The sequence below is a fragment of the Streptomyces virginiae genome (assembly GCF_000720455.1).
In the GTDB taxonomy this organism is placed as follows: domain Bacteria; phylum Actinomycetota; class Actinomycetes; order Streptomycetales; family Streptomycetaceae; genus Streptomyces; species Streptomyces virginiae.
Genome location: NZ_JOAK01000010.1, coordinates 143,110 through 156,839, shown reverse-complemented (window position 1 = coordinate 156,839; position 13,730 = coordinate 143,110). Strand labels below are relative to the sequence as shown.

Below are 13,730 nucleotides of genomic sequence, written 5' to 3'. Positions count from 1 at the left end.
TCCGGTCAGGGGTTGTTGACGGGGAGGACGTCCGGGGAGAGGGCGGCGGCGTGGGCCGCGGCGGAGGTCATGTGCCGGCGGTGGTGACGGCGGCAGAGGACTTCGTAGCCGATCTCCTCGGCCGGGCGGTTCACGTCCCCGACCACGACCTGCTCGCCTTCGACGACCATCACGCCGCCCACCGTGCGGGCGTTGTGCGTGGCGCGGGCTCCGCACCAGCACAGGGCCTCGACCTGGAGCTGCTCTATGCGGTCGGCGAGCTCGATCAGGCGCTGCGAGCCGGGGAAGAGCTTCGTGCGGAAGTCCGTGGTGATGCCGAAGGCGAAGACGTCCATGTCGAGGTCGTCGACGATCCGGGCCAGCTGGTCGATCTGCTCCGGCGCGAGGAACTGGGCCTCGTCGACGATGACGTAGTCCGCCCTGCCGCCCTGGGAGAGCTCGCCCACGAGGTAGGCGTAGAGGTCCATGGCGTCGGCGACCTCGACCGCTTCCGTGACCAGGCCCAGGCGGGAGGACAGCTTGCCCTCACCGGCGCGGTCCTGGCGGGTGAAGATCACGCCCTGCAGGCCGCGGGCCGAGCGGTTGTGCGTGATCTGGAGCGCCAGAGTGCTCTTTCCGCAGTCCATCGTTCCGGAGAAGAACACCAGCTCGGGCATGGGAGGTACGGGACCTTTCGGATCGTGGGTGGAGGTGACGGGGCTGGGGGGAGCAGGCCTGAGCGAGGCGGTCAGGTGCGGATTTCGAGCAGCGGGACGAGCTGCTCCGCCGCGGTCATGGAGCCGTGCATCCCGGCGAGGGCCGACTCGTTCGGCTCGTTGCGCGAAGCGGTGATCGCGGCATCGGTCGCGGCGGCGGCGACCACGTCGCCGATCCGCCCGAGCACGCGCTCGTCGCACTCCCCCGGCGGGCCGAACCAGCCCAGGTCCAGGGCCTCTTCGCGGCCGGCGACCCAGAAGCGGTCACCGAGCACCTCGCGCCACACGGTCAGCACGTCGGCCTCCGCCCCCGGCACCGCGTACACGTGCCGGGCCCGGCCCTCGCCGCCCAGCAGGGCCACGCCGGCGCCGAGCTCCCAGTCCTCGTCGAAGTCGATCCGCGAGTCCTCGTCGAAGGGGACGTCGACCATGCCGTGGTCGGCGGTCACGTACAGCGCCGTGCGCGCGGGCAGCTGCTCGGCGAGCCGCTGGACGAGCCGGTCCACGTACATCAGCTGGCCGCGCCAGGCGTCGGAGTCCACGCCGTGGCGGTGGCCGGCCCCGTCGAGCTCGCTGTAGTAGGTGTAGACGAGCGAGCGGTCGCCGGCGGCGAGGCGCTCGGCGGCCAGGTCCATCCGCTCCTCGCCGGTCATCCGGCCGAGGAAGGTGCCGCCGCTCAGGGCGACCTTGGTGAGCGGGGTGGTCTGGAAGGCGGGCGAGGACACCTGCGCGGTCGCCACACCGGCCTTGTCCGCCTCCTGGAAGACCGTCGGGTACGGCTGCCACGGCTTCGGCGGCGCCCACGGCTGCCAGCGGAGCTGGTTCATCAGCTCGCCGGTGGCCGGGTTGCGCACGGCGTAGCCGGGCAGGCCGTGGCGGGCCGGCGGCAGCCCGGTGCCGACGGAGGCCAGGGAGGTGGCGGTGGTCGCCGGGAAGCCCGCGGTGATCGGGCGCCCGGTGCCGCCGCGCGAGCTGCCGAGGAGGGAGGCCAGGTACGGGGCTTCGTCAGCGTGGGCCTTGATCTGCTCCCAGCCCATGCCGTCGACCAGGAACACGCAGTTGCGGTCGGCCGGGGTCAGCTCGGCGATGGCGGCGGTGTAGCCGGGCACGCCCTGCCCGGCCACGAGCGTCGGCAGCAGGTCGGCGAGCGACCCGGCTCCGTACTCCGGGACGGGGGCGCCGGCCAGGTCCAGCAGCTCCGGCTCGGTCCAGTCCTGCGGTGCGGAGTACGCCATCAGCGGGCGGAGGAGGAGGACGTGGCCGCTGTCGCCTCGCTGAGCGCCTGCGCGAAGACGAGGGTCTGGCGCACCGCCTCCGGCCCGTCGCCGGCCTCGCTGACCCGCAGGCTGAGGTCGTCGGCGGTGGAGTTGCCGGTGTAGCCGTGGTCGGAGTCGCAGTTGGGGTCGCCGCAGGCGGCCGGCTCCAGGTCGATCCGGGAGACCGCGCCCCAGCCGATGGTCAGGACGACCTCGCGGGGCAGGGTGCCCGGGGTGTAGGACTCCGGGTTGGCGACGACACGGCTCAGCACCACGGAGGAGATGCTGGAGAGCTTGACCGACTCGGTGGAGGTCGTCGCGTACGGCGAGGGGGACCCGGCGTCGGCCGCCTGCTCGTCGGTGTGGCTGACGATGAAGCGGTTGCCGGTCAGGACCAGCACGGTGACGTGGCGGCGCACCTCGTTGGAGTCGAAGGTCGTCTCCTGGTGGACCAGGTACGACGAGATCGGCTCGCCGCCCACCGCGGCCTCCACGGCCTCGGCCACGAGGGCCGGGTAGTAGCCGCTGCGCTCGATCGCCGTGCGCAGCCCCTGGGTCGTCGTACCGGATTTCGCCATGGGGTCAATGGTAAGGCCCCCCGGGGTCCCTCCTACCGCGCCGTACCCGCTCAGTAACTGGGAAGCGTCCGGGGGCCGAGATCACCGCGGGCGGGCGGATGGGCGACGCGGACGGTCGCGCTGAGGGCGGACACGCCCTCGACGGCGACGACGACGGGCTCCAGGGTGACCCCGATCACCTCGGGGTGGTCGTCGACGAGCCGGGACAGCCGCAGGAGCGTCTCCTCCAGGGCGGGGGTGTCGACGGGGTCGCTGCCGCGCCAGCCGTAGAGGAGGGGTGCCGCCCGGATGGACCGGATCAGCGCGGCGGCGTCGGCGTCGGTGGCCGGGACCAGCCGGTGGGCGGTGTCGCCGAGCAGTTCGGAGGCCACGCCGGCGAGCCCGAAGGAGAGGACGGCGCCGGCGGCCGGGTCGATGACGGACCGCACGACGGTGTCGACGCCCCGCGGCACCATGGGCTGCACCACGGGCTGGAGCTCGGCCGGCTTGCCCAGCGCGTCGGTGAGCTCCTCGTATGAGCGCCTCAGCTCGGCCTCGTTCGTCAGGTCGAGCCGTACGCCGCCGAGGTCCGCGCGGTGGCGCAGGTGCGGGGCGGTGGTCTTGAGGGCGACGGGGTAGCCGAGGACGGCTGCGGCCCGGACGGCGGCGTCGGGGCTGGGCGCGGGAAGCGTGGGCAGGACGCGGATCCCGTAGCGCGCGAGCAGCTCGCGGGCGTCCCAGTCGGCGAGGGTCAGCACGGCGCCGTCGTCGACGTCCGCGAGCAGCCCGGCGAGCTGGGCCGCGGCGCCGGCCTCGTCGATGTCCTCGTATTCGGGGACCTGCCCGGCGTCGGCGAGGGCGCGGCGCCACTGCCCGTAGCGCACGGCTTCCGCGACGGCCTTGACGGCGCGCTCGGCGGCGGGGTAGCTGGGGATCCGGTCCGGGTCGGGGGTGCCGGTGCCGGTGGGCGTGAGGGCGGCCGGGATCCCGGCGGCGTCGGTGCCCGGGCGGGTCGGTGGCCGGTCGGCGGGCCCGCGGGTCGCGGACAGGGCCCGCACCAGCTCGGCCAGTTCCACGTGCACGACCGCCACCGGCTTGCCGGGGGCCTCGGCGACGGCCTCGCGCAGCGCGTCGGCCAGGTCGTCGGCGAGGGCGTGCTCGCTGACCCACGGGATGGCGGTCACGATCACCGCGTCGCAGTCGTCGGAGGCGAGGGCGGCGGCCAGGGCGGTGCGGAAGTCCTCCGGGGACGCGGCGGTCGTCAGGTCCAGGGGCGGCAGCGGCCGCAGGCCCTGCGCCAGGCAGGCGTCGTAGGTGAGGACCCCGAGGGACTCGGAATTGCCGAGGATCGCGATCCGGGGTCCGGCGGGCAGCGGCTGCGAGGCCAGCAGCAGGCCGACGTCCACCAGCTCGGTGACCGTGTCGACGCGGATGACGCCGGCCTGGCGCAGGAGGGCGGAGACGGTGTCCTCCGACAGCCGGGTGCCGGGGACGACGTGCCCGGCGGGGGTGTGCCGGCCGCCCTTGGCGACGACGACCGGCTTGACGGCCGCCGTCCGGCGGGCGAGGCGGGTGAACTTCCGCGGGTTGCCGAGGGTTTCGAGGTACATCAGGGCGACGTCGGTCGCCTCGTCCTCGTACCAGTACTGGAGGATGTCGTTGCCCGAGACGTCGGCCCGGTTCCCCGCGGAGACGAAGGACGACAGGCCCTCGCCGCGCCGCAGCAGCGCCGAGAGCAGGGCGATCCCGATCGCCCCGGACTGCGTGAACAGGCCGGTCCGGCCGCGCACGGGCATCGGCGCGGGGGTCAGCGAGGCGTTGAGCTCCACCTCCGGGGCGGTGTTGATCACCCCGTAGGCGTTGGGTCCGATGAGGCGCATCCCGTACGAGCGCACCTGCCGCAGCAGCTCGCGCTGGCGGGCGAGTCCGGCCGGGCCGCTGTCCCCGTATCCGGCGGAGAGGACGACGAGCCCCTGCACGCCGTGCTCGCCGCAGGCGGCCACCGCGCCCGGGACCCGGTCGGCCGGGACCGCGATCACCGCGAGGTCGACGGGGGCGCCGATGTCCTCGACGGTGCGGTAGGCCCGCACTCCGTCGAGGAGATCGCGGGTGACGGCCTCGTTGACGGCGTAGAGGTGGCCGTGGAAGCCGCTGTCGCGCAGGTTGCGCAGGGCGGCCGCGCCCACGCCGGCGCCGGACCGGCTGACCCCGACGACGGCGACCGAGCCGGGGGCCAGCAGGCGCTGCACGGAGCGGGCTTCGGCGCGCTGTTCCCTGGCGCGCTGCACGGCGAGGGACTCGGCGGTGGGTTCGAGGTCGAGGGTGAGGTGGACGGAGCCGTCCTCGAAGCTGCGCTTCTGCTGGTAGCCGACGTCCGTGAACACCTTGATCATCTTGGTGTTGGCGGGCAGCACCTCGGCGGCGAACCGGCGGATGCCGCGCTCCCGGGCCACCGCGCCGATGTGTTCGAGGAGGGCCGAGGCGACGCCGCGGCCCTGGTGCGCGTCCTGGACGAGGAAGGCGACCTCGGCCTCGTCGGCGGGGGCGGAGGCGGGGCGGCCGTCGGGGCCGATGCGGTCGTAGCGGACGGTGCCGATGAACTCCTCGCCGATGGTCGCGGCGAGGCCCACCCGGTCCACGTAGTCGTGGTGCGTGAAGCGGTGCACGTCGCGGTCGGAGAGGCGGGGGTAGGGCGCGAAGAAGCGGTAGTACTTCGACTCGTCGGAGACCTGCTCGTAGAAGCTGACGAGCCGGCCGGCGTCCTCGGTGGTGATGGGCCTGATCCGGGCGGTACCGCCGTCACGGAGGACGACGTCGGCTTCCCAGTGGGCCGGGTAGGACGGGTCCGACTCTATGGTCATGGGCATACCTTACGGCCGGACCGGGCCGGACAGCGCTCGCGCGGCGCAGTAGGCAAGCCGGGATGAACCGGTGCAAGCTGGGGAAGCTCGTTCAGCGGCGAAAACAAGGAATTCAGGCCGAGGGTCGGTCCGAGCATTCGGGGCGCCGTGAGAGACTGGTCTAGACAACCGTAAGAACCTGAAGGGCATCACCATGGCAGAGCGCCGCGTCAACGTCGGTTGGGCCGAGGGCCTGCACGCTCGTCCCGCCTCGATCTTCGTCCGTGCGACGACCGCTTCCGGCGTCCCGGTGACCATCGCGAAGTCCGGCGGCGACCCCGTCAACGCCGCCTCCATGCTGGCGGTGCTGGGCCTGGGCGCCCAGGGCGGCGAGGAGATCGTCCTCGCCTCGGAGGCCGAGGGTGCCGAGGCCGCCCTGGACCGCCTCGCGAAGCTGGTCGCCGAGGGCCTCGAAGAGCTCCCCGAGACGGTCTGACCCTTCGGGTTCGCCCCACCGAACACCAGCGCCGAAGCCGCGGCCCCATCACGGGGCCGCGGCTTCGCCGTTGGCACGCGGACTGCCGGACCGGCCGCCCGTCGGGGCGGTGCCGCCGCGCGAGGGAGTCGCCGTCCGGGGCCAGGGCCGGGGCACCGCTTCGCGAGTTCTCCGGCGGGCTTCGCGACGGCTCGCGGAATCGGCCGGAATTCAGGGAATGCGGGTCGCCCGGAAAGCGGCGCGCCGCACCTATTTCCCGCCGCTGCGCAGAAATGAGGCGCCGGAGAATTCCCGCGATTCCATCCTTTGTATACGCCGTCTGTTAATGCCGGCCACCCGACATGTTTACGGCAGGTTGCGAAGTGCTCACCGGCTGCCGCCTCAGCCGGTGCGCGGCGGCCGCGCGATCGGTGTGGATCGCGGCCAGGGTCCGCGCGCGCTCGGCGTCGCCGCGCGCCACCGCGTCGACGATCGCGCCGTGTTCCGCCCAGGACTCCGCGGGCCGGGCCGACGCCTCCACCACGAACATCCACGCCACCTTGTGCCGCATCTGCGTGAGCAGCGCAATCAGTCCGGGGCTGCCGGAGGCCTGCGCGAGCGTCTCGTGGAACCAGCCCCCGAGCGCCCGCAGGTCCTCTCCCTGGCCCCGCCTGGCCCGCTCCTGACCCAGCCTGACCAGCCCCCGCAGCACCTTGAGGTGTGCGTCGGTGCGGCGCCGGGCGGCCCGGGACGCCGCCAGCGGCTCCAGCAGCATCCGCAGCTCCAGCAGGTCCGCCGCCTCCTGGGCGGTCGGCTCGGCCACACAGGCACCGGCGTGGCGGCGCGTGGTCACGAAGCCCTCGGACTCCAGGGTCCGCAGCGCCTCGCGCACCGGCACCCGCGAGACTCCGTACCGGCGGGCCAGCACCTCCTCGGTCAGCCGACCGCCCGGTTCGAACACCCCGGAGACGATGTCGTCGCGAATTGCCGTGCATACCGCGTGCGCAGGAATACGCAAGACCGAACCTCCGCCTATTTCCGACCGCCAGCCCCCCGTGCGCACCCACGCGCACACAACGACTCTATTGCAGCACAGCAAGATTTCGAGAACGGACGGAAATCCGAAACATTGCGCCGGAACGCGAAAACACGAAGACCCCGGCTCGGGAGGCGGGGTCTTCGTGAAGCTGTGCGCGGTACGCGGTGAGCCGCGGAACGGGTCAGAGGCTGACGCCGTGCGAGCGCAGGTACGAGATCGGGTCGATGTCCGAGCCGTACTGCGAGCCGGTGCGGGCCTCGAAGTGCAGGTGCGGGCCACTGGAGTTGCCGGTGGAGCCCGACAGGCCGATCTGCTGGCCCGGGGTGACCTGCTGGCCGACGGAGACGTTCAGCGAGGACATGTGGCCGTACTGCGTGAAGGTGCCGTCGTTGTGCTTGATGACGACGTTGTTGCCGTACGCACCGCCCCAGCCGGCCTCGACGACGGTACCGAAGCCCACCGCGTGGACCGAGGTGCCGGAGGCGGCGTGGAAGTCGATGCCGGTGTGGCTGCCGGAGGACCACATGCCGCCGCCCGCCTTGTACTGCGTGCTGACGTAGGAGTCGTCCAGCGGGGAGACGAAGGTGTTGAGGCGCTTGCGCTCCTCCTCGCGGGCGGCGCGCTCGGCGGCCTCGCGCTCGGCCTTCGCCTTGGCCTCGGCGAGGCGCTTGGCCTCGGCGGCCTTCTGCTTGGCGTCGGCCTCGGCCTGGGCCTTGGCGGCGGCGTGCTCGGCGGCGCGCTGCTGGGCCTCGGCCTGGTCCTCGATGTCGCCCGCGAGGTCCTCGGCGACGACGACGGCACCCAGCCCGTTCTCCGGAGCGGAGCTGCTGTGGTTGTCCGCGGCGAAGGCCGGGGCGGCGAGGGAGCCGACCACACCCGTGGTGGCGATCGCGGCGATACCGGCGTAGCCGGCGGTCTTCTTGCTCAGGCGGCTGGAACCACGGTGCTTGCCGGTACCAGCGGGACGACTGCCAAACGCCATGAAGGGTTTGATCCTTTCCTTCCTTCTCGCCTACCGGGTTAGCTGACGGGTTCGGAGCAGGAAGGTCTCCTACGGGCCTCCTCTTGCGAGGGGGTCCGATTCACCCCAGGGACTGATGTGGGTCCCCGGCTCCCCAGGCTCGCGCCTGACGGGGACTCGGCGATCGCTGTCCGGTGCCGCGGGTGCGGCGGGCACAACTGACGGACAGCACGGATGACGCTAGGCGGATCATCAGTCAATCGCCAAACAGACGCGCCTTTTTGTTGCGTACGCCACACCGCATACAAGCAACCTCACCACCAAACGGACAAAAGGGGCTCCGGCGGAAAATCGCCGGAGCCCCTTGAAAAGTGCGTCAGTTGCCCGTCGTCCGGGCGCCTGCGACGTCAGTTGGTGACGACCGTGACCTCACCGATCCCGAGGGCCCGCACGGGCTCCGCGATGACCGAGGCGTCGCCCACCAGGATCGTGACCAGCCGGTCCGCCGGGAACGCCTTCACGACGGCCGTGGTGGCCTCCACCGTGCCCGTCTCGGCCAACTGCGCGTACAGCTGCGCCTGGTAGTCGTCGGGCAGCTCCTGCTCGACCTGGTCGGCCAGGGTGCCGGCGACCGAGGCCGCCGTCTCGAACTTCAGCGGGGCCACGCCCACCAGGTTCTGCACGGCCACATCGCGCTCGGCGTCGGTCAGACCGCCCTCCGCGAGGGTGCGCAGCACCTTCCAGAGGTCCTCCAGCGCGGGTCCGGTGTTGGGGGTGTCCACCGAGCCGCTGATGGCGAGCATGGAGGCGCCCTTGCCGTCGGCGGTGGAGCGCAGCACCTGGCCGAAGGCCCGCACGCCGTAGGTGTAGCCCTTCTCCTCGCGCAGCACCTTGTCCAGACGGGAGGTGAGGGTGCCGCCCAGGCAGTACGTGCCCAGCACCTGGGCCGCCCAGACGCGGTCGTGGCGGTCCGGCCCGATGCGCCCGATCAGCAGCTGCGTCTGGACCGCGCCCGGCCGGTCGACGATGACCACGCGGCCGGTGTCGTCGGCGGTCACCGGCGGCACGGGACGCGCCTCGGCGGTGCCACCGGTCCAGGCGCCCAGGGTGTCCGCCAGGACGGCGTCCAGGTCGATGCCGGTCAGGTCACCGACGACCACCGCGGTGGCGGTGGCGGGCCGTACGTGGGCCTCGTAGAAGGCGCGTACGGCGGCGGAGTCGATACGGGCGACCGTCTCCTCGGTGCCCTGGCGCGGCCGGGACATCCTCAGGGACGCCGGGAAGAGCTCCTTGGAGAGCTGCTTGGCGGCGCGGCGCTGAGGGTTGGCCAGCTCGTGCGGGATCTCGTCGAGCCGGTTGCGCACCAGCCGGTCGACCTCGGCGTCGGCGAAGGCGGGCGCGCGCAGCGCCTCGGCGAGCAGGCCCAGCGCCTTGGCCAGCCGGGAGGCGGGCACCTCCAGGGAGACCCGCAGGCCCGGGTGGTCGGCGTGCGCGTCGAGGGTGGCTCCGCAGCGCTCCAGCTCGGCCGCGAACTCCTCGGCGGAGTGCTTGTCGGTGCCCTCCGACAGGGCGCGCGCCATGATGGTCGCCACGCCGTCCAGGCCCTCGGGCTCGGCGTCGAGGGGCGCGGTGAGGTTCATCTCGACCGCGATGACCTGCTGGCCCGGCCGGTGGCAGCGCAGCAGGGTCAGCCCGTTGGACAGCGTCGCGCGCTCGGGGGCCGGGAAGGCCCACGGCTGCGGCTCGCCGGCCTGCGGGCGCGGGTGGAAGGTCATCGTGACGGCTGCGGTGTCGCTCACTGCTCCGCCCCCTCGTTCTCGTCGCTGTCGGCGTTCTCTTCGCCCTCTCCGCCCTCGGCCGCGTCCGCCGCGAGGGGCTCGTAGACGAGCACCACGCGGTTGTCCGGCCGCAGTCGGGCCGCGGCCACGGCCTGCACCTCCTCGGCGGTGACGTCGAGGACGCGCCGGACGGCGGTGAGCGCCAGCTGCGGGTCGCCGAACAGCACCGCGTAACGGCACAGTTCGTCGGCGCGCCCGGCCACCGTGCTCAGCCGGTCCAGCCATTCGCGCTCCAGCTGCGCCTGGGCGCGCTCCATCTCCTCGGCGGTCGGGCCCTCGGCGGCGAACCGCGCGAGCTCCTCGTCGACGGCCGCCTCGATGGCGGGGATCTCGACCCCGCTGGAGGTCTTGACGTCCAGCCAGCCCATCGACGGCGCCCCGGCCAGGCGCAGCACGCCGAAGCCGGCGGCGACGGCCGTCTGGTCGCGGCGTACCAGGCGGTTGTGCAGCAGCGAGGACTCGCCGCCGCCCAGGATGGTCAGCGCCACGTCGGCGGCGTCGCACTCGCGGGTGCCGTCGTGCGGCAGCCGGTAGGCGGCCATCAGCGCGCGTGCCGGGACGTCCTCGACGATCTCCTCGCGCAGCTGCTCCCCGATGACGTCGGGCAGCGAGCCGTCGCGGGGCGGCTGCTTGCCGTCGTGGGAGGGGATGGTGCCGAAGTACTTCTCGATCCAGGCGAGCGTCTGCTCGGGGTCGATGTCACCGACGACCGACAGCACCGCGTTGTTGGGCGCGTAGTACGTACGGAAGAAGGTGCGCGCGTCCTCCAGGGACGCGGCGTCCAGATCGGCCATGGAGCCGATCGGGGTGTGGTGGTACGGGTGGCCCTCCGGGTAGGCCAGGGCCGTCAGCCGCTCGAAGGCGGTGCCGTACGGGACGTTGTCGTAGCGCTGGCGGCGCTCGTTCTTGACGACGTCGCGCTGGTTCTCCATGGACTCTTCGTCCAGGGCGGCCAGCAGCGACCCCATCCGGTCCGCCTCCAGCCAGAGCGCGAGCTCCAGCTGGTGGGTCGGCATCGTCTCGAAGTAGTTGGTGCGCTCGAAGCTGGTGGTGCCGTTGAGGGAGCCGCCGGCACCCTGGACCAGCTCGAAGTGTCCGTTGCCCGGTACGCTCGCCGAACCCTGGAACATCAGGTGCTCGAAGAGGTGAGCCAGGCCGGTACGCCCCTTGACTTCGTGGCGCGAGCCGACGTCGTACCAGAGGCAGACCGCGGCGACCGGGGTCAGGTGGTCCTCGGACAGCACCACGCGCAGGCCGTTGGCCAGCCGGTGCTCGGTCGCTGTCAGGCCGCCGGAGCCGGCCTGGGCTGTGGCCGTGTGACCCATGGGCATGTGGTCCCTTCGATCGCGATGCAGAGATTTCCGTCAGACCTGCCACTGTATGCAAGCGCGTCGGCCACCGGATAAGTTCCCGGGCCAGACCTGGGTCGGAGTCGGCGTTGTCGGTCCCTCGGGCCACAATGGTCGGCGTCGTACCCCCGCCGGACAACGGCAGGACCCAGCCAGACCCCGCCAGACCAGCCAGACACCCAGCACATACATTCTTGGTTAAGGAGCCGCGCAGCGATGGCCCGCCGCAGCACGAAGACCCCGCCGCCGGAGGATTTCGAGGAGAAGATCCTCGACATCGACGTCGTCGACGAAATGCAGGGCTCCTTCCTCGAGTACGCGTACTCGGTGATCTACTCCCGTGCCCTGCCCGACGCCCGGGACGGCATGAAGCCGGTGCACCGCCGCATCGTCTACCAGATGAACGAGATGGGTCTGCGTCCCGACCGCGGGTACGTCAAGTGCGCCCGCGTCGTCGGCGAGGTGATGGGCAAGCTCCACCCGCACGGTGACGCGTCGATCTACGACGCCCTCGTGCGCATGGCCCAGCCCTTCTCGATGCGGCTGCCGCTCGTCGACGGCCACGGCAACTTCGGTTCGCTCGGCAACGACGACCCGCCGGCCGCGATGCGCTACACCGAGTGCCGCATGGCCGACGCCACGTCCTTGATGACGGAGTCGATCGACGAGGACACCGTCGACTTCACCGCCAACTACGACGGCCAGGAGCAGGAGCCGGTGGCACTGCCCGCCGCCTACCCGAACCTGCTGGTCAACGGCGCGTCCGGGATCGCGGTCGGCATGGCGACCAACATGCCGCCGCACAACCTCGGCGAGGTCATCGCGGCCGCCCGCCACCTGATCCGCCACCCGCACGCGGACCTGGAGGCGCTGATGCGCTTCGTGCCGGGTCCCGACCTGCCCACGGGCGGCCGGATCGTCGGGCTCTCCGGCATCAAGGACGCCTACGAGAACGGCCGCGGATCCTTCAAGATCCGCGCGACGGTGGCCGTGGAGAACGTGACGGCGCGCCGCAAGGGCCTGGTCGTCACCGAACTGCCCTTCACGGTCGGCCCCGAGAAGGTCATCGCGAAGATCAAGGACCTGGTCGGCTCGAAGAAGCTCCAGGGCATCGCCGACGTCAAGGACCTCACCGACCGGGCCCACGGCCTGCGCCTGGTCATCGAGATCAAGAACGGCTTCCACCCGGAGGCCGTGCTGGAGCAGCTCTACAAGCTGACGCCGATGGAGGAGTCCTTCGGCATCAACAACGTGGCTCTGGTGGACGGGCAGCCGCTCACCCTCGGCCTCAAGGAACTGCTCGAGGTCTACCTCGACCACCGTTTCGAGGTCGTCCGGCGGCGCAGCGAGTTCCGCCGCACCAAGCGCCGGAACCGGCTGCACCTCGTCGAGGGCCTGCTCGTGGCCCTGATCGACATCGACGAGGTCATCCGCCTCATCCGCGACAGCGAGAACTCCGCCCAGGCCAAGGCCCGGCTCATGGAGCGGTTCTCGCTGAGCGAGACGCAGACCCAGTACATCCTGGACACCCCGCTGCGCCGGCTCACCAAGTTCGACCGCCTGGAGCTGGAGTCGGAGCGCGACCGGCTGACGGGCGAGATCGACGAGCTGACCGGGATCCTGGAGTCCGACAACGAGCTGCGCAAGCTGGTCTCCGCGGAACTGGCGGCCGTCGCGAAGAAGTTCGGCACCGAGCGCCGCACGGTCCTGCTGGAGTCGGCGGGCACCGCGGTGGCGGCCGTTCCGCTGGAGGTCGCGGACGACCCGTGCCGGGTGCTGCTGTCCTCGACGGGCCTGCTGGCCCGTACGGCGAACGGCGAGCCGCTGCCGCAGGACGAGGGCGGCTCCCGGGCCAAGCACGACCTGATCGTCTCGCAGGTCGCCGCGACCGCGCGGGCCGACGTCGGCGTGGTCACCTCCACCGGCCGGCTGCTGCGGCTCTCGGTGATCGACCTGCCGCAGCTGCCGGACACGCACGCCGCGCCGAACCTCGCGGGCGGCGCACCGGTCTCGGAGTTCCTCTCCGGACTGGAGGCCGACGAGAAGGTGATCTGCCTGACCTCGCTGGACGAGTCCTCGCAGGGGCTGGCGCTGGGCACCGAGCAGGGCGTGGTCAAGCGCGTCGTGCCGGACTACCCGGCCAACAAGGACGAGCTGGAGGTCATCACCCTCAAGGACGGTGACCGGATCGTCGGCGCGGTCGAGCTGCGCACGGGCGAGGAGGACCTGGTCTTCATCACCGACGACGCCCAGCTGCTGCGCTACCCGGCCGGCCAGGTGCGCCCGCAGGGCCGCCCGGCGGGCGGTATGGCGGGCATCAAGCTCTCCGAGAACGCCAAGGTGATCCACTTCTCGGCCGTCGACCCGGGCCGGGACGCCATGGTGTTCACGGTGGCCGGCTCGCACGGGACCCTGGACGACTCCCTGCTGTCCGGGAAGCTGACCCCCTTCGACCAGTACCCGCGCAAGGGCCGCGCCACCGGCGGCGTGCGCTGCCAGCGGTTCCTCAAGGGCGAGGACCTGCTGGTGCTGGCCTGGGCCGGCGGCGCGCCCGTCCGCGCGGCGGCGGCGAACGGCACTCCGGCCGAGCTGCCGGCCACGGACCCGCGCCGGGACGGCTCGGGGGCGCCCCTGCCGGCGGCCGTGGCGACGCTGGCGGGACCCGCGCTGTAGGAGGTTCCAGACCATTCGGGTGGTACGTCCGGGGGACGTACCACCCG

General features: G+C 72.3%; 10 protein-coding genes and 1 riboswitch. Of the genes, 2 read left to right on the top strand and 8 right to left on the bottom strand.

The window, feature by feature from the left end; translation table 11 throughout:
• Nucleotides 1-5 precede the first annotated feature (5 nt).
• From IG86_RS0117555 to IG86_RS0117540, 4 genes are all read right to left on the bottom strand, one after another.
• Nucleotides 6-656: a thymidine kinase gene (locus tag IG86_RS0117555; protein WP_030650516.1), complete on the bottom strand. Its 651-nt coding sequence runs from the start codon at nt 654-656 to the stop codon at nt 6-8.
• A 71-nt stretch (nt 657-727) separates the two neighbouring features.
• Nucleotides 728-1,930, bottom strand: coding sequence for an alkaline phosphatase family protein (locus IG86_RS0117550; protein ID WP_030821402.1), 1,203 nt, complete (start codon nt 1,928-1,930; stop codon nt 728-730).
• Entirely contained in the window at nt 1,930-2,529 is a 600-nt protein-coding gene (locus tag IG86_RS0117545) for a DUF5998 family protein (RefSeq protein ID WP_030897793.1), read from the bottom strand. Before IG86_RS0117545 ends, IG86_RS0117550 begins: the two co-directional genes overlap by 1 nt.
• A gap of 50 nt (nt 2,530-2,579) precedes the next feature.
• Nucleotides 2,580-5,375: a bifunctional acetate--CoA ligase family protein/GNAT family N-acetyltransferase gene (locus IG86_RS0117540; RefSeq protein ID WP_030897791.1), complete on the bottom strand. Its 2,796-nt coding sequence runs from the start codon at nt 5,373-5,375 to the stop codon at nt 2,580-2,582.
• A gap of 187 nt (nt 5,376-5,562) precedes the next feature.
• On the opposite strand from IG86_RS0117540, the gene IG86_RS0117535 reads away from it, so the two are divergent.
• On the top strand, nt 5,563-5,844 hold the full coding sequence (locus IG86_RS0117535) for an HPr family phosphocarrier protein (protein WP_030026990.1): 282 nt from the start codon (nt 5,563-5,565) through the stop codon (nt 5,842-5,844).
• A 322-nt stretch (nt 5,845-6,166) separates the two neighbouring features.
• On the opposite strand, the gene IG86_RS0117530 is transcribed toward IG86_RS0117535, so the two are convergent.
• The 4 genes from IG86_RS0117530 to IG86_RS0117515 all read right to left on the bottom strand — a co-directional run bounded on the left by IG86_RS0117530 (nt 6,167) and on the right by IG86_RS0117515 (nt 10,986).
• Nucleotides 6,167-6,841 (bottom strand): GntR family transcriptional regulator, encoded by a 675-nt coding sequence (locus IG86_RS0117530; RefSeq protein WP_030897788.1) that lies wholly within the window; start codon nt 6,839-6,841, stop codon nt 6,167-6,169.
• Between the two features lie 202 nt (nt 6,842-7,043).
• A complete protein-coding gene (locus IG86_RS0117525) occupies nt 7,044-7,844 on the bottom strand; it encodes a M23 family metallopeptidase (RefSeq protein WP_030821395.1) in 801 nt (266 codons plus the stop codon).
• 13 nt (nt 7,845-7,857) lie between these two features.
• Nucleotides 7,858-8,016: riboswitch (cyclic di-AMP (ydaO/yuaA leader) on the bottom strand.
• A gap of 214 nt (nt 8,017-8,230) precedes the next feature.
• Nucleotides 8,231-9,598, bottom strand: a complete 1,368-nt coding sequence (locus tag IG86_RS0117520; RefSeq protein ID WP_030897784.1) for a M16 family metallopeptidase — start codon at nt 9,596-9,598, stop codon at nt 8,231-8,233.
• A 20-nt stretch (nt 9,599-9,618) separates the two neighbouring features.
• The gene (locus IG86_RS0117515) at nt 9,619-10,986 is read right to left on the bottom strand and encodes a M16 family metallopeptidase (protein ID WP_030821390.1); all 1,368 of its coding nucleotides are present in this window, start codon (nt 10,984-10,986) and stop codon (nt 9,619-9,621) included.
• A gap of 240 nt (nt 10,987-11,226) precedes the next feature.
• Here IG86_RS0117515 and IG86_RS0117510 point away from each other — a divergent pair, with 240 nt between their 5' ends.
• Complete coding sequence (locus IG86_RS0117510; RefSeq protein ID WP_030821388.1) at nt 11,227-13,683, top strand: DNA gyrase/topoisomerase IV subunit A; 2,457 nt, start codon at nt 11,227-11,229, stop codon at nt 13,681-13,683.
• Nucleotides 13,684-13,730: the final 47 nt, after the last annotated feature.